The sequence below is a fragment of the Prescottella sp. R16 genome, from assembly GCF_030656875.1.
Lineage (GTDB): Bacteria > Actinomycetota > Actinomycetes > Mycobacteriales > Mycobacteriaceae > Prescottella.
This window is the reverse complement of record NZ_CP130943.1, coordinates 1,280,093-1,295,853: the sequence shown is the minus strand read 5'-3', so window position 1 is coordinate 1,295,853 and position 15,761 is coordinate 1,280,093. Positions and strand designations below refer to the sequence as shown.

The following is a 15,761-nucleotide window of genomic DNA, read 5'->3' as shown; positions in this document are numbered from 1 at the left end:
GATTGGAATCAGCAAACATGACTACTCTCGAGCGAGAGCTATCTGCCGGCGGCGACCCGGCCAGCGCATGGAACAAACTGTTCGCCCAGTCATCGGCCGGCACCGCCGGCTCCGGCCCCCTCGTGGGAGTGCGGGTGGTGGAAGCGAGCACTCTGATCGCGGCCCCGCTGGCAGCCACACTGCTTGCCGACTTCGGCGCTCAGGTCATCAAGATCGAGCAACCTGGTCGCGGTGATCCATTGCGCGGATACCCGCCGTTCAAGGATGGGCAGTCCCTCTTTCACAAGGCCACCAATCGGAACAAACTCAGCATGGCCCTCGACTTCCATCTGGAGGAAGACGGGGAGGTGATGCGCGAACTTGTGGCCCAGGCCGACGTCTTCATCACCAACTTCAGATTGCCCACACTGCAGAAGTGGGGCCTCGACCACGATCAACTGGTCGGCTTGAATCCCTCTCTAGTCATGCTGCACCTCACCGCCTACGGACGTACTGGACCGCTCGCGGATCACCCGGGCTTCGCACGGGTCGCGGAGGCCTTCGCCGGTCTCACTCAAATCTCGGGACCCCGAGGTGGAGAACCGATGTTCAGCGGCTACCCACTCGGTGATGGCCTTGCCGGATACTTCGGTGCCTACGCGACGATGCTGGGACTGTTCCGGCAGCGAGCTACCGGACAAGGCGAGCTTGTCGACCTGGCGCTCTACGAGCCGGTCATGAGAATGATGGACGACCTCATCACGGGCTACACATCTACCGGCGAGATCCGGTCGGCGACGGGCAACGACCAAGCCTACGCATGCCCGTCCGGAGTTTACCCCACAAGTGACGGACGTTGGTTGGTCTTGCCTGCCTCGACCGAGGCGATGTGGCAGCGGCTCGCGGCGGTGATGGGGGCAAGCGACCTCGCTGGTATGGATCTCGAGCAACGTCTGGCCAACCGCAATCTCGTCGACAAGCGGGTGGCGGATTTCACCACCGATTACACGTTGGCCGAGATTGTTCCCCTGCTGCGGGAGCGGGGGCTGGCCTGCGGTCCCGTCAATACTGCTCACGACATCGTCGAGAACGAGCACGTTGCCGCGCGAAGCAACCTCGTCACCGTCCCGGACTCACAACTGGGAGAGGTCACCATGCAAGCCGCACTTCCGCGACTCGTCAATGAACCCGGCGGCGTCTGGAGCCCCGGTCGACCTCTTGGGTGTGACAACCAGGCGATCTTGGAGCATCTCCTACCGCACCGCAGCAGCGAAGCCTGATTCGCACGGTGAGTCCTCATTATTCGGGTGCCCGGCGAACGCCTGACAACGCCGTGCTGCCCAACCTCCACCGGCGTGGGGTACAGCTCCAGCTGTACCCCACGCCGGTCACGCCCGATGACGTATACAGGCGACTTTCGGAAGACCGTTGGTCAGAAGTAACAGTCGGTCCCGCATGAGCACACAGCAACTCCTGTTGGGAACAATCTGCGCCTTCGCAGCAGCCGGACTCGGCGGCGTGGTCGGGTTCGGGTTCGCCCTGGTTTCCACTCCACTTTTCCTGCTCCTCGGCATTCCTCTGCCAACTGCGGTGGTGATCAACCTCTTACTTGGTGCGAGTACCCGCCTTTCAGTCGCATTGAGGTTCGTCCGCGCTGTCGAGGTTCCGAGGGTGATGACACTCCTCGTTGGCTATGTCCCCGGAATGGTGATCGGCTGGCTGGTGCTGGAGGTACTGCCTTCCGAGAACCTGCGCCGGATGATCGGGGTGCTCGTCCTCGGTGCCGCGCTGGTGCTGGCAGTCACACCGGCCAGCGACCGCCAGTTCGGTATCGGCAGCACCGCCGGCGTCGGTACCGCATCCGGCGTCATGGGGATGGTTGCCTCCCTGAATGGCATCCCACCGGCCTTGATGTTCGCTCGTGAAGGTTTGGGGACGATAGCGACGCTAGCCAACCTTTCGTCGTACTTTGTCGTCTCCAATACTGTGACGGCAGTGGTGGTTACGTTCACCCAAGAGGTAGTACCACGGACTGTACTGATTGCCACCGCCTGTTGGCTCCCGGCTGCGTTGGTAGCTTCTTATCTCGCAACCAACTTCGCGCAGGGAATGCGAGTCGAGCTGTTCAAGATGGTGGTTGTGGCAGTCATCGCAGTTGGCGGGATCTCCGTACTCCTGACGTAGGACCATCACTCACCGATGCGGCGTGGCGTTGCCACGAGCTCCCGGAAGCGGATGATCGCCTCCTCCATGTCACTCTCGTCGAGGTCGTAGGCCTCACGTAGCAACGGATCGAAAACCACCCAACCGAAGGTGAAAGCCGAATCCAGCGCAGCAAGTTGCCGACGCTCCCGGTCCGGTTCTTCTCCGGCCAGATCTCGCAGTTCTTGGCGCATTACAGTGTAGGGCCACTTGATCCGTGACCTGGCCTTGTCGTCGAGTGCGAACTGCGCGAACACCTTCCATACGGACCGTTGGCGACGAAGCGTGGCCACCGAGAGATCGGCGGTCTGGCTCGTAGATGCCGTGTCGGCGATATAGGTCTGGACGAGGCGGTCGATCGCTGCCCGGAACACGTCGTATTTAGTGCCGAAGTAGTGATGAATCAGCCCGTAATTGACATCGGCGTGGCTGGCCAGTTGACGACCGGTAATCGAGCTGGGTGCCTGACTGCTCATCAGTTTGATCGCAGATGCGATGAGTCGCTCACGCGCGTCTGGCTGTGGAGGCGTAGCACTCCTCGGGTCACTCACTGGGTTCCTTTCGCTGGATGGTTGGCGGGGTGGTAGAGCTCGGCGCTACTCGATCACTTTGTCACAGAGCATTGCTTCGATTTCGCCGACAGACAGATTGAGCTCCCCGAGGAGCTCGCTCGTATCGGATCCTGGGCCCCTCACCGCCTGCGGAGGGGAGAGCGGTGTACCACTGAAACGCGGGGCGGGACATGGATGTCCGGGACCGGCGGCGTGGCCGAAGATCCCTCGAGCTCTTGCATGCAGATCCTCCCGCGCCTCGCGCAAGCTCAACACAGGAGCGAAGCACGTTTCGACCGAGTCGAGTACCGAGCACCAGTGATCGCGGGTGCGGCTGGCGAAAACGCGGGCGAAGGCATGCCTGAACCGCGGCCAGTGCCGGGGATCTTCCAACTCTGCGCGCGTCGTCGGCAGTGGCGCCAGCTCTTCGGCGAGCCCGAGTGCCACGACGAGGCCGGCAAGAAACTTGGGCTCGAGTACACCGATGCTGACGAAGCGACCGTCGACGCACTCGTAAACGTCGTAAAAGGGGCACCCTGTGTCGAGCAGGTTCGCGCCGCGCTCATCGCGCCAGGTGCCGCCGTCGAGCCGACCCTGCATCGCCGCGGTCAGCAGCGCAGTTCCGTCGAGCATCGCTGCGTCGACGACTTGTCCGGAGCCGCTGACCTCAGCGTGCAGCATCGCGGCACACAGCCCCACGGCCAGCAACATGCCACCGGCGCCGTAGTCGGCCAGCAGATTCGCCGGCGGCACAGGCGAGCCGGCGGCACGTCCGATGGCATGCAAGGCACCCGATACAGCTAGGTAGTTGATGTCGTGGCCGGGCTGTTGAGCCCGGGGGCCGTACTGCCCCCATCCGGTCACGCGACCGTAAACCAGTCGTCGATTCGACGCCATGCACTCGGCTGGTCCGATCCCGAGCCGCTCAGCCACCCCAGGGCGAAATCCTTCTATCACAGCGTCTGCGGTGGAGGCGAGCCGGCGGACCAGCTCCGCGCCGCGCTCCGACTTCAGGTCGATTGCAATGGATCGCCGACCGCGATGCACGACCTCCGTCGGCGCGTAGGTGGTGCCGAGTCGGTCGACCCGGATGACGTCGGCGCCCAAGTCGGACAACACCATCCCACAGAAAGGGCCGGGCCCCTTCCCTGCGATCTCGATGACCCGGCGACCGGCGAGCGGGCCTTTCGAAGATGCCGTTGCCATCAAGTTAGCCATTTGGCTAGTTTATGACAGTGAGCACGACTTGTCACCGGGCAAGTCGGCTCCCGAGAAAGGGGAACATCATGACGAGCAGAGTTGCGCGCGTAGTCGTCCAGGACATGACCAACGGACCTCTGGAAGTTCGAGAAGTGGCGCTGCCGGCCCCCGGACCGCACCAGGTGCGCGTGGAGGTGCAGGCTTCGGGAGTGTGCCGGTCGAGCCTCACATGGATGAAGAAGGAGCGCCCGAACCCCATGCTGTTGGGTCACGAGGCGGTCGGTGTGGTCGTCGAGGCCGGAGCCGAAGTTCGCAACGTCAGCGAGGGTGACCCGGTCCTCATCACGTGGATCCCCGCCCGAGACCCGGAGGGCAGGCTTCCCGAACAGGCTCTCATCGCCAGGAAGGACGGTCCGGACTGGCTCTCGCCGCAGATCTACACCTGGGCCGATCACGTGCTGCTGGACTCGCTCTATGTCATGAAATTGCCGAAAGAAGCCGCGAGCAACGAGATCTCGATCGTGGGCTGCGCGGTACCCACGGGCGCCGGCGTTGTCACCGATACCGTTCCGGTCGGACCCCAGAGTACGGTCGTCGTGATCGGCATAGGCGGCATCGGCACGACGGCGATCGCCGGAGCCGCCGCCTCCTCCGCAGGTCGCATCGTCGCAGTGGACGTCAGCCACCAGAAGCTGGATTTCGCCACCCGACTCGGCGCTACCGACGTAGTGAACGCCTCCGAAGTCGACCCGGTATCCGCCGTGCATCGACTCCTGGCCGACCACCCCCTCGGCACCGGAGCCGACCTGGTGATCGACTGCGTCGGAGCGCCGGCCACAGTGAGCCAAGCAGTGGCGATGGCCCGCAACGGCATCGCTGGGCTCGGCAGGGGTGGAGATGTCGCACTGGTCGGAATCCCTCCCAGCGCCGTCGAGGTCGACGTTACCGACATGCTGTGGAACCAGAAGTCGCTGATTGGAACACTGGGAGGCACCTGCACCCAGGATAGCCTGCGGCGTTTCTGCGACTGGCACACAACGGGACGTCTCGACGTCGGCCAACTGGTGACCGACACCTACAAGTTCGAAGAGATCCAGGAGGCTGTGACCGCTCTAGAGGAGGGACGCGTCCTCGGCAGAGCAATCATCGTGACCTGACGTTGCAAATTGTTCGCAACCCAAGCGGCTGATCCCTTGACGTGAGTTAGCCATATGGCTAGATTAGCCATATGGCTAACTCATTGATTCGGACTCCGGTCAGTAATCCCGCGACACTCGAGGTGGTTGGTCACGTCGACGTCCTCCCGGCCGACCAACTCGGTGACGCGCTGGTGCGAGCCCAGGGTGTGCAGCACTCGTGGGCCGACACCGACGAAAGCAGTCGACGTCAGTGCCTGGCGGACGTCAGCGAGTTGATCGAAGCAGAGACGGAAAGCCTTGCTCGCACACTGACTCTCGAGCAGGGCAAGCCGCTTGCTCAGGCGCAGCTCGAGGTCGGTATCGCCGCCCGCGCCTTCGCCTACTTCGCGACGCTTTCCCTGGAGCCGGAGATCCTGCGATCCGACGAGCGCCAGACTGTCACCCGTCACTTCCACCCGCTGGGCGTCGCTGGACTTATCACTGCATGGAACTTCCCACTGTCACTCATGGCTTGGAAGGTCGCCCCAGCGGTGCTTGCCGGAAATGCGGCGCTGGTCAAGCCGGCCCCCTCCACGCCGCTTGCCTCGCTGGCCCTCGGCCACATCCTCGACAAGGTGCTTCCTGCCGGGCTGGTTCAGGTGCTTACGGGAGATAATGACTTGGGTCAAGCGATTGTCGAACATCCCGGCATCGAGAAGATTTCCTTCACTGGATCGACTGCCACTGGGCGCCGGATCATGGGGGCGGCGGCTCCGCGCCTCAAGCGGCTGACCCTCGAACTGGGTGGTAACGACGCAGCAATCGTCCTCCCGGATGCGGACGTGGAGAGTACAGTCCTCGGTATCGCAGCCGTGGCATTCCGAAACGCGGGCCAAGTCTGCATCGCCCCCAAGCGGGTGTTGGTTCCTGCTGAGTTGGAGGCTTCGATCACCGAAGCCTTCCGTGATTACTTGTCGGAGCAAATCGTCGGCGACGGCAGCGTCGAGGGTACGACGATCGGGCCGGTCAACAATGCTGCACAGCAGCAGTTCCTTGTCGACCTCGAACTTGCCGCACGTGCCGACGGCGGCAAATTCCATCGGACTGCGCTCAACCGGGCAGACCTACCGGGTTATTTCGTTCAGCCTGCCGTGGTGACCGGCCTCTCGCCCACCTCTCGACTGGTCCGTGAGGAACAATTCGGACCTCTGCTGCCGATCCTCACCTATGGCTCGGTCGAGCAAGCCGTGGCGATGGCGAATGACACCGACTTCGGCTTGGGCGGCTCGGTGTGGAGTACCGACAAGGAACGCGCCGCCACCGTCGCCGACCGTGTCCGTAGCGGCACCCGGTGGATCAACCAACATGGTCCAGCCGAGTTGGACATCCCGTTCGGAGGGGCCGCCCAGTCCGGACTGGGCATCGAGTTGGGACGCGAAGGCCTCCACGCCTATACCGAGGCGCGAATCAAGAATATCCGGAACTGACTCTGATTCACCGATGGCAAAAGGAAACCTCACACATGACTACCACTAGCGACTTCGTTCCGGCTACCGAGCTCGGCTTGGACGAGATCAATCTGGCAGACCCCGACTTCTGGCTACGGCCCGACATACACGACGCCCTCGCCCGGCTGCGTGCCGACCAGCCCATCGCTTGGCACGAGCACCCCGACAGCGGTAAGGGGTTCTGGTCCTTCGTCGACTACGACGACATCGTCGCAGTGACTCGAGACTGGCAGCACTTCTCCAGTCGTTATGGCATCCGCGCTCACCACGATGCAGGTTCCGGGCAGGTGCGACCGGGCACCGGCATCATGATCGAGATGGATCCTCCGGAGCAGACGGCCAACCGCAAGCACGTCAATGCCGGCTTCACGCCGCGGCAGGTCCGCAAGATGGAGGACTACGTTCGCAACCAGGCACAGCGGATCGTCGCCGAGTTCCAACCAGGGCAGGAGATCGATTTCGTTTCGGATGTGGCTGCGCGCCTGCCGATGGAGATCATCTGCGACATCATGGGAGTTCGCTCCGAGGACCGGCCCTACCTCCTGGACCTTTCCAACCGCACGTTGGGCGATCAAGATCCGGAGTACGGCGTAGATCCTATGAAGGGTACGGAGGCCACTCTGGAACTGCGAGCGTATGGCGTTCGGCTGGCCGCCGAGCGACTCGCCGAACCCGGCGACGACCTGTTCTCGGACATCGCCCGTATCCAGGTCGACGGTAAGCCGCTGCCAGAGGAGCAGCTCGCCGGCTACTTCGCACTGCTGATCGCCGCGGGCAACGAGACGACTCGTACGGCGATCACCCATGGGATGCAAGCCTTCTCGATGTTCCCGGAACAAAAAGCTTTGTTTCTCTCCGACCCGGTTGGACTAGCCCAATCGACGGCCGAGGAGATCATCCGGTGGGCTACGCCCATCAAGCACATGGGCCGAGTCCTCACCGAGGACGTGGAGTACAAGGGCGTCCAGATGAGGAAGGGAGAGAAGGTTGCCATCTGGTTTGCTGCTGCGAACCGTGATCCGGCGATTTTCCCCGAGCCATTCCAGTTCGATATCACTCGGGATCCCAACCTCCACCAGTCTTTCGGAGGCGGCGGCCCCCACTTCTGCCTCGGCGCGAACTTGGCTCGCCGCGAAGTGTGGGTGCTGTTCCAGGAACTCTTCGCACGCTTCCCTGACGCCAGGGCTGTCAGCGATCCACGGCCGTTGCGGTCCGTGCAGGTCAACGGGATCAAGGAACTGAAGGTGAAACTGTGATGACACCCAAGACCAAGGACCAGACCGGTTCCCGAGCGAGCGTTGGAGAGTCGGCCCACGTCACGGTGGACCTCGAAGTCTGTGAAGCCTCGGGAGTGTGCGAGCGGATGGTGCGTGATGTCTTCGAGGTCGACGATGACGATGTGCTGCAGATCAAGAAGCAGCCGGAGACTCCCGAACTCCAACGTCGAGTCGAGATGGCGGTCCGCCGCTGCCCTAAGCAAGCTCTCAGCCTTCACGGGCGAGTCGAGGAGGACTGACAAATGCCCAAGGTGACCTACATCGCTCACGACGGCCGCGAGACTGTCCTCGCCGTCGAACCCGGCGTTTCCATCATGCGTGCCGCACTGAACAACGGTGTCAGTGGCATCTATGCCGAGTGTGGTGGCGAGACAATGTGCGCCACGTGCCATGTCTATGTCGATGACGCAGATCTGGACAAGTTCCCTCCTCCGAACGAGGACGAAGACGAGATGCTCGAGGCCACCGCATGCGATCGGGAACACAACAGTCGATTGTCGTGCGGATTGTTGGTCGGCGATGACGACCTGGTGGTGCGGATGCCGGAGGCCCAACGGTGACGGGCCCGCAGGTGGTCATCGTCGGCGCCGGACACGCTGGGATCCAGGTGGCGTTGAGTCTCCGCGAAGTCGGGCACAGCGCGCCCATCACGGTGCTCGGGAGAGAGAACCACACCCCGTACGAGCGCCCGCCTCTCAGCAAGGCCTGGCTCAAGGATCCTGCGCCACTGGAAGAATTGTGGTTCCGAAACCCTTCGATCTATGGCGATCTCGACATAGATCTTCGGACTGGGGTCGAGGTCGAGGCAATCAATCGGCGCACGCTGACGGTGTCGACCGAACAAGGCGACCTCCCGTATGACCACCTCGTCCTGGCTACCGGCTCCTCACCGCGGCAACTGCCTATTCCCGGCACTGAACTAGCCGGTGTCCATTCCCTGCACACGCTCGAAGACGCACAGTCGTTGGTGGCGAACCTCGGTCCGGCCGAACACATCGTCGTGATCGGAGGTGGCTTCATCGGCCTCGAGGTCGCGGCCGCCGCGCGCGCCAAGGGTAAGCAGGTACAGGTCATAGAGGCCGGCAACCGAGTCATGCAGCGCGCGGTAACGCCGGAGGTCTCCGGCTTCTTCTCCAGCCAGCACCAGGACGCCGGGATTCGGTTGACCGTCAACAGCTTCGTCACAGCAATCCTGGGCACGCACGGACAGGTACACGGTGTGCGACTCGCCGACGGCGACACGCTCCGTGCCGACCTCGTCGTCATGGGTGTCGGAGTGACCCCGAACATCGCGCTTGCTGAGGTCGCCGGAATCGACTGCGACGACGGCGTAACGGTCAGCGACGTCATGCTGACGTCCGACCCCCACGTCTCGGCTGTGGGTGATTGTGCGAACTTCCCACTACCCGACGGGCGTCGGATTCGATTGGAGTCAGTCCAGAACGCCGCTGGCCAAGCTCGGACGGTGGCGAACCGGCTGACCGGTAGTCCTTCCGCCTACCAAGAAGTCCCATGGTTCTGGTCTGAACAGCACGGGTACAAGCTCCAGATGGCCGGCCTTACCGGGCAGGCGGACACGCGACTTGTCCTCGGGGACCCCGACGGCGGCAAGTTCACCGTACTTTGCTGGCAGGCTGGAGTGTTCGTCGGCGGCGAGTCCGTCAACCGCTCCGCGGATCACATCGCCCTGCGACGCCTTCTCGCCTCGGGCCGAGGGCCGACCCAGAGTGAAGCAGCAGAGCCCGACTTCGACCTCAAGACCTACGCCAGGCTCGTGACAGCAAAGGTGTGACCGATTGTCACATAGCTGGAGGTCGATCGGCGGGCCGCGTGACATAGGCGGCCATCGGCGGACTTTCGTTGTGGGACAACCACATCGCACACTGAAAGATTACCCGCCGATGGCCCTGTCCCAGCCTGTCCCGTGGTTCAACAGGTGATTCGTCGGGGACTCCCCCGGCCGGCTCCACTTCTACGATCACCACCGACCCACTTCACCATCGGCGGTTGGCCGCCGGCCACAGGACTGACCAACGCGTAAGGGAGTGTCTTCGCTGACTCCCCCATCCCGACCGCACCTGAAACCTACTCGCGGATCAAATGCCAGTTCACGCCCATTGCCTCGCCCTGGTACCAACCGTGCCCTTACGAGGTGGGCACAGTCCCGGCACAGGTGGGGCGGTCATTGTTCGACCGCCGTTTCAGGGTCTGGCTCACCCGCCACTCGCGTCGACACGACATCGGACCCCGAAAATCAACTCACCGGAATGGTTCGGGGTCCGTCGATGTTCCAGCCGTCATGAGCATCCTCGGTTCCGACCGGCCCGTAGTCGTCTTCGACGTCCTGGGAACTCTCGTGGATCAGGTCGGCAGTCTGCGCAGGCAGACCATGGCCTTCACCGGTTGTGACGAGGCCGCGGCCGGACATGTCGTGGATGCGTGGCTGGCTCATGTCGCCGAGCGGGAACGCGAGATCATTTCCGGCGGCACGGCGTTCGTTCCCAGCCACGTCCTGGATGCAGAGGCGCTGGAAAACTTGGCGGCGACGGGTGTGCTGCCCGCAGAGGCGGTCCGACCACTGACCACTGCCGCACAGCGCCTGGAGCCGTGGCCTGACACCGTCGACGGCCTGACGCTACTCGCCACCGACGTGACCGTGGCAGGTTTGTCCAACGCCAGCCGACGGGTCCTGACCGGGCTGAGCGACAGTTCCGGGATGCGGTGGCACCAGGTGTTCTCGGCAGAGGACGCCGACACCTACAAGCCCGATCCAGCGATCTATCGGCTCGCGCTGTCGGGCACACCCACGAGCGCACCTCCGCCGTACATGGTCGCGGCTCACGCATGGGATCTGCGTGCTGCCGCGAAAGCAGGTCTGCGCACCGCATACGTGCCGCGGCCCGGCGGTGATCCGCCCGCGGCCGGCGACACTTTCGATCTGTACGCCGACGATCTCCACCACCTGCACGCCCTACTGCGTGCGTGAACAGCAGGAACCCGGCTTCCCCCGCGAGCGGCACCACGAGTGCCGCTGCCTGTCATCGAATCGGTGTCATGCCGGCTCCCACATCACACCGACGTGGCGCACCGTCCCGGACAGACCTGGAAGCTCTTGCACAGGCGACCACGTACTCATCCCGTCCGTGCTGTCGGAGTAGAGATATTTTCCTTCGGTGTAGGCGTCGAGGTATACCCGCCAGGCGCCGTTCGGCAACTGGACAACGGCTGGGCCCTCCACCAGCGTTCCCCAATTTCCGGTCGGTACAAAGGAATAGGGTCCTGTCGCCGACGAGGCAACCGCATGTTCGACGACCTTCTTCGTCTCGTTCTTGGTGAACGCATGATAGGTCGATCCGACTTTGACCACGGTGGTGTCGATGTGGTCGGCTCCGATGCCGGCGAGCGGAACAGGCAGGCTCCACGACTGGAGCGACGAATCCAACGCCGTCATCAGATACGGCACGAATCCTCCGCCGGTCGACATCGACAGGATGACGTCGACGCGGTCGCCGTCCACGAACCATTCGGGTGCCCAGGCCTTCGTGGTGAACGGCGACAGCGACGGCCCGTCCTTGAATCCGGCCGACCCGGAGGATCCCGGCGGGCTCGCCGAACCCGTGCCGTCTCCCGTCCCCGGCAGGAAGGCGCAGCAGAACGGGACCGGATAGTTCCCCATGGGCGTCCAGTTGATGCGGTCACTGCTGCGCGCGAAGCCGATGTTCGCCCCGTCCACCGTCGTATAGGTGACGTAGTAGAGCCCGTCCGTGTGCCGGAAGATGCTCGGGTCACGGACAAGCCCTGACGGTGGCCGGTAGGCCGACGGTCGGACCAGTTGGAACTGGGTGCCATCCCCCGACTCGTACACATCCATGTCGCGGTCGCTGGTGTTGCTGAACGCCACCATCGTGTATCGCCAGCCCGGCGGCGGTGCGGCGCCACTGCTCCCCGACGCCGCGACCACCAAGCCCGCGACACAGAGAATCACCATCGATACGGCGGACAAGCTTCGCGTGGCGAGCGTCATCAATGCAGTATTCGTGACACCAGGCTCACCGCGTACAGCTTCCGTCGCAGGTGTAGCCGATCGTGACCGATGACGTGGAGACGTCTCACTGCCCGCACGAGTACGGGCCACCTACTCCAGGCCGAGACCGTTCTGCCGACTCGGACAGGTGCGGGCCGCGATGGCGTCCCATTCTCCCACGGTCAACGTCCACGCCCGAGTCGCGGCGGCCTCCACGGCGGACAGTTTCTCAGCGAGGAGAACGGCAGCATCACCTCGTGCCTCGTCCACACCGGAAACCTGATGCGTCGCGTTTGCCTCCATCGAGGAGAGGTTTGCCATCGCCGTCTCATAGTCGGCGACAGCACGCGACTCGGCCGACGCCTCACTTGCGTCGGCAACCCTTGTCAAGCAGACGAATTCCGGCGCGACGCCCTCGGACAGAGCAGCAACCAGCCGGTCGTGCCCGTCGAGGATCACGTGACCGAACAGGCCCGATACCCACAGGAGAACGATCGGGGCACGCGCCCCCTCGCGCGACAGTCGCCGGTATGCCCGAATTCGGGGATCCCCCCGAGGCGCCGAGCCTTCGAAGGGGAATCACGAACGATGCGGTGCCGGGTACCTGGCTGTAGAAGTCGAGCTGGGCCGTGATCGCGCCCGGACGGTCGTCGTCGGGTCGCGGTTCGACGAGGTGTGTGCGAAGCCAGCGGCGACGGTCCCGCAGGAACGATTCTTCGCTCCGCCAGGGCGTCGGGTACGAGGAGATAGCCCACTCCCCCTGGTGCAGAGGCGAATTCGGGCTTTCCCGGAGTCGACGTCGAATCTCGTGTTGCCACCGCACGGTATCGGCGCCGAGACGTCGACACTCACCCGCTGTCCACGGCGGCAGGACCTCGACACCACGGTCCGGCTGCACCCACAGCAGTGAGCCGCCCACCCACCCGCGTTCGATGTGGCCCAGCAGAACAGGTCGTGTGCCCGCCTCGGCCAGAACACGACCACCCGGCGCGAGTCGTATCCGGAACACGGGGACCGAGCTGCCGGTCTCCGTCCAGCGCACGGCATCCTCCATCGTTCACATGCCACCACCCACCGACGCAGCACTAGCGGGCCGGATCGGGATCGAGCCACAGGCTCCCGAAGTCGGCTTCCCACCTACATCCTCACAGGGGCTGACCATCACCCCCTCCAGCGGTCGACTCCAGGCCGTATGCTCGGAAGACCGTCCGATCTCGATGCACCGCCGCCACGAACGAAACCGCGTGTCCGAGTGGCAAAACCGGGCGACCGACGGATTCTGCTGCCTATACTCCGGCCATGCTGATCATCGGGATGATCCTGTTCGGGCTGCTCGTCGGTGCCGCCGCCCAGCTCATCGTGGACAAGTCCAAGGGCGGAATCGACTGGAGCCTGGCGTGTGCAGCCGGTATCGGCGGCTCGTTCGTCGGCGGTCTGCTCGTCAGCCTGTTCGCCGGTGACGGCCTCGCCCTCCGCCCGAGCGGCATCATCGGCTCACTCGCCGGCGCGATCATCGTGACCGCCGCCTGGTCGTGGTGGAAATCGCGGGCCGCGTCGTCGGTCAGCTGAACACCTACAGCCGGGTGTAACCGGGCACAGACGACAGAACCCGCAGGGCTGCGGACGATATGTTCCGAGCCTCTGCGGGTTCTGCTGCGTACCGAGGCGGGCAATCAGGCCTCCGGTCAGGGCTTCTAGACGTTGAACCGGAACTCCACAACATCCCCGTCCTGCATGATGTATTCCTTGCCTTCCATGCGCACCTTGCCGGCGGCTTTGGCGGCGTTCATGGAGCCGGCTTCGGAGAGGTCGTCGAAGGAGACGACTTCGGCTTTGATGAAGCCGCGTTCGAAGTCGGTGTGGATGACGCCGGCGGCCTGGGGGGCGGTGTCGCCCTTGTGGATGGTCCAGGCGCGGGCTTCCTTGGGGCCGGCCGTCAGGTAGGTCTGGAGGCCGAGGGTGTGGAAGCCGGTGCGGGCGAGGGCGTGGAGGCCGGGTTCGGACTGGCCGATGGAGTCGAGCATTTCCTGGCGGTCCTCCTCGTCGAGTTCGAGGAGTTCGTGTTCCACCTTGGCGTCGAGGAAGACGGCGTCGGCGGGGGCGACGGAGGCGCGCAGTTCGGCGACCTTCGCGTCGTCGGTGAGGACGGCCTCGTCGGCGTTGAATACGTACAGGAACGGCTTGGTGGTGAGCAGGTGCAGTTCGCGCAGCAGCCCGAAGTCCAGCTTGTCCTTGGCGGAGAACAGGGTCTTGCCCTCGTTGAGGATCTCCTGCGCCTTCAGCGCTTCCTCGTGCAGCGGCTTGAGGTCCTTGTTCTTCTTCGCGTCTTTCTCGAGCCGCGGCAGCGCCTTCTCGAGGGTCTGCATGTCGGCGATCACGAGTTCGGTCTCGATGACCTCGATGTCGGATGCCGGGTCGACGCGGCCGTCGACGTGCACGACGTCGTCGTCGGCGAACACGCGGACCACCTGGCAGATGGCGTCGGCCTCACGGATGTTGGCGAGGAACTTGTTGCCCAGGCCCGCCCCTTCGGAGGCACCCTTGACGATGCCGGCGATGTCGACGAACGACACGGTGGCGGGGAGGATGCGCTCGGAACCGAAGATCTCGGCGAGCTTGTTCAGCCGCGGATCCGGCAGCTCCACCAGGCCCACGTTGGGCTCGATCGTGGCGAACGGGTAGTTCGCGGCGAGCACGTCGTTCTTGGTCAGCGCGTTGAAAAGGGTCGACTTGCCGACGTTGGGAAGTCCGACGATTCCGAGGGTAAGGCTCACGGTATAGGGAGTCTACGGGAGCGGTGGCCGGTCGCGAGCGGGACCGGCCACCGCGGCCGGTCACCGGTAGTAGGTGGTGCTGGTATCGATCTCGTTCACGGCCGACGCGAAGGCCGCGAACATCACGATCCACATGAGGATCGCGAACACTCCGAGCCCGATTCCGACCCCCACTGCGATCTTGCCGAGTGTTTTGACCCGCTCGGACGCGTACTGGGCGCCCATGTAGTCGCCGACCGCCCATTTCGGGAAGATCGAGTGCAGGTGGTTGAACGCGGCGAACGCGAGCGGCCAGAAGCAGATGATGGTGGCGACGGCCCAGCCGGCGTTCGACGGCGGCGGTGTGGGCGCTCCCCCGTACTGGGCCGGCTGGTACTGCGGTTGCGCCGGGTACGGCTGCGGCGCGTATCCGGTGGGCGCGCCGAACGGTTCGGACGGTCCTGCGGTGTAGATCGGTTCCGACATGCGGAATCCCCCCTGGCTGACGGACAAATTACCGACACGGAGAGTAACGGAAACCGGAAGGTCGGTCAGCTCCGAGGTTTGCGGGCGACGGTGACGGCCCAGCCGGCGTCGTCGCGCCAGGGCCGCAGATCCCACGTCGCGAACCGGTGCTCGCGGGCCAGGCCGACCGCGGCCAGGTCGGCGTCGAGGTCGTCGACGGTGTACTCGTAGTCCGTCGCGAACCCGGTGACGAGGACGCCGTCGGGCACGAGGTGGGCGGCGAGACGGCCGAGCACCTGCCGTTCGGTGCCGCGGGCGACGAAGATCATCACGTTGCCGGCGGCGACGATCGCATCGAACTGCTCCCCGGGCAGATCGAGGGTCGCCAGGTCCGCCTCGTGCACCGGCAGGCCCGTCTCACGGGCCGCCTCGACGAGGACGGGATCGAGATCGACGCCGGTGACGTGGTGGCCGCGTCGGGCCAGTTCGGCCCCGAGCCGTCCGGTGCCGCAGCCGGCGTCGAGGACGCGGGCACCGCGCGGAAGCAGCGCGTCGACGGCCCGCGCCTCGCCGTGCAGGTCCACGCCGTCGGCGTCGAGTTGCGCGAACCGTGCGATGTAGTCACGGGAGTCGGACGCGGATCGTTCACGCTGCCAGCGGGTGTCGGCCATACCGTTCACGATA

17 protein-coding genes are annotated in these 15,761 nt (G+C 64.4%); 10 read left to right on the top strand and 7 right to left on the bottom strand.

From position 1 onward, the window contains the following. The first annotated feature begins 17 nt into the window (after positions 1-17). Both Q5696_RS06140 and Q5696_RS06135 read left to right on the top strand, forming a co-directional pair. Entirely contained in the window at positions 18-1,259 is a 1,242-nt protein-coding gene (locus Q5696_RS06140) for a CaiB/BaiF CoA transferase family protein (protein WP_305094315.1), read from the top strand. A 175-nt stretch (positions 1,260-1,434) separates the two neighbouring features. Beyond that, positions 1,435-2,163 (top strand): TSUP family transporter, encoded by a 729-nt coding sequence (locus Q5696_RS06135; protein ID WP_305094314.1) that lies wholly within the window; start codon positions 1,435-1,437, stop codon positions 2,161-2,163. A gap of 5 nt (positions 2,164-2,168) precedes the next feature. On the opposite strand, the gene Q5696_RS06130 is transcribed toward Q5696_RS06135, so the two are convergent. After that, positions 2,169-2,732 carry a TetR/AcrR family transcriptional regulator gene (locus Q5696_RS06130; protein ID WP_305094313.1) on the bottom strand — a complete coding sequence of 188 codons (564 nt, stop codon included), beginning with the start codon at positions 2,730-2,732 and terminating at the stop codon, positions 2,169-2,171. Between the two features lie 45 nt (positions 2,733-2,777). Next, a complete protein-coding gene (locus tag Q5696_RS06125; RefSeq protein WP_305094312.1) occupies positions 2,778-3,950 on the bottom strand; it encodes a CaiB/BaiF CoA transferase family protein in 1,173 nt (390 codons plus the stop codon). Positions 3,951-4,018: 68 nt separating this feature from the next. On the opposite strand from Q5696_RS06125, the gene Q5696_RS06120 reads away from it, so the two are divergent. The 7 genes from Q5696_RS06120 (at position 4,019) to Q5696_RS06090 (ending at position 10,821) form a co-directional block, all read left to right on the top strand. Then, positions 4,019-5,089, top strand: a complete 1,071-nt coding sequence (locus Q5696_RS06120; RefSeq protein ID WP_305094311.1) for a zinc-binding dehydrogenase — start codon at positions 4,019-4,021, stop codon at positions 5,087-5,089. A gap of 71 nt (positions 5,090-5,160) precedes the next feature. Beyond that, positions 5,161-6,537, top strand: a complete 1,377-nt coding sequence (locus Q5696_RS06115) for an aldehyde dehydrogenase family protein (protein WP_305094310.1) — start codon at positions 5,161-5,163, stop codon at positions 6,535-6,537. A 35-nt stretch (positions 6,538-6,572) separates the two neighbouring features. Beyond that, positions 6,573-7,814: a cytochrome P450 gene (locus Q5696_RS06110; protein WP_305094309.1), complete on the top strand. Its 1,242-nt coding sequence runs from the start codon at positions 6,573-6,575 to the stop codon at positions 7,812-7,814. After that, positions 7,814-8,074 (top strand): ferredoxin, encoded by a 261-nt coding sequence (locus Q5696_RS06105; protein ID WP_305094308.1) that lies wholly within the window; start codon positions 7,814-7,816, stop codon positions 8,072-8,074. The genes Q5696_RS06110 and Q5696_RS06105 overlap by 1 nt, the downstream gene beginning before the upstream one ends. A gap of 3 nt (positions 8,075-8,077) precedes the next feature. Next, on the top strand, positions 8,078-8,395 hold the full coding sequence (locus Q5696_RS06100) for a 2Fe-2S iron-sulfur cluster-binding protein (protein ID WP_305094307.1): 318 nt from the start codon (positions 8,078-8,080) through the stop codon (positions 8,393-8,395). Beyond that, positions 8,392-9,627 carry an NAD(P)/FAD-dependent oxidoreductase gene (locus Q5696_RS06095; protein WP_305094306.1) on the top strand — a complete coding sequence of 412 codons (1,236 nt, stop codon included), beginning with the start codon at positions 8,392-8,394 and terminating at the stop codon, positions 9,625-9,627. The genes Q5696_RS06100 and Q5696_RS06095 overlap by 4 nt, the downstream gene beginning before the upstream one ends. A gap of 507 nt (positions 9,628-10,134) precedes the next feature. Continuing rightward, positions 10,135-10,821: a haloacid dehalogenase type II gene (locus Q5696_RS06090; RefSeq protein ID WP_305094305.1), complete on the top strand. Its 687-nt coding sequence runs from the start codon at positions 10,135-10,137 to the stop codon at positions 10,819-10,821. 66 nt (positions 10,822-10,887) lie between these two features. Here the strand turns inward: Q5696_RS06090 and Q5696_RS06085 are convergent, their stop codons facing one another. After that, on the bottom strand, positions 10,888-11,823 hold the full coding sequence (locus tag Q5696_RS06085; RefSeq protein ID WP_305095154.1) for a glycoside hydrolase family protein: 936 nt from the start codon (positions 11,821-11,823) through the stop codon (positions 10,888-10,890). 147 nt (positions 11,824-11,970) lie between these two features. Then, entirely contained in the window at positions 11,971-12,318 is a 348-nt protein-coding gene (locus Q5696_RS06080) for a hypothetical protein (protein ID WP_305094304.1), read from the bottom strand. Between the two features lie 840 nt (positions 12,319-13,158). On the opposite strand from Q5696_RS06080, the gene Q5696_RS06075 reads away from it, so the two are divergent. Next, the gene (locus Q5696_RS06075) at positions 13,159-13,428 is read left to right on the top strand and encodes a GlsB/YeaQ/YmgE family stress response membrane protein (RefSeq protein ID WP_305094303.1); all 270 of its coding nucleotides are present in this window, start codon (positions 13,159-13,161) and stop codon (positions 13,426-13,428) included. Between the two features lie 125 nt (positions 13,429-13,553). On the opposite strand, the gene ychF is transcribed toward Q5696_RS06075, so the two are convergent. From ychF to Q5696_RS06060, 3 genes are all read right to left on the bottom strand, one after another. After that, on the bottom strand, positions 13,554-14,633 hold the full coding sequence (ychF, locus tag Q5696_RS06070) for a redox-regulated ATPase YchF (protein WP_305094302.1): 1,080 nt from the start codon (positions 14,631-14,633) through the stop codon (positions 13,554-13,556). A gap of 60 nt (positions 14,634-14,693) precedes the next feature. Next, positions 14,694-15,098 (bottom strand): CD225/dispanin family protein, encoded by a 405-nt coding sequence (locus Q5696_RS06065; protein WP_305094301.1) that lies wholly within the window; start codon positions 15,096-15,098, stop codon positions 14,694-14,696. Between the two features lie 65 nt (positions 15,099-15,163). After that, positions 15,164-15,748, bottom strand: coding sequence for a class I SAM-dependent methyltransferase (locus tag Q5696_RS06060; protein ID WP_305094300.1), 585 nt, complete (start codon positions 15,746-15,748; stop codon positions 15,164-15,166). Between the last annotated feature and the right edge of the window lie 13 nt (positions 15,749-15,761).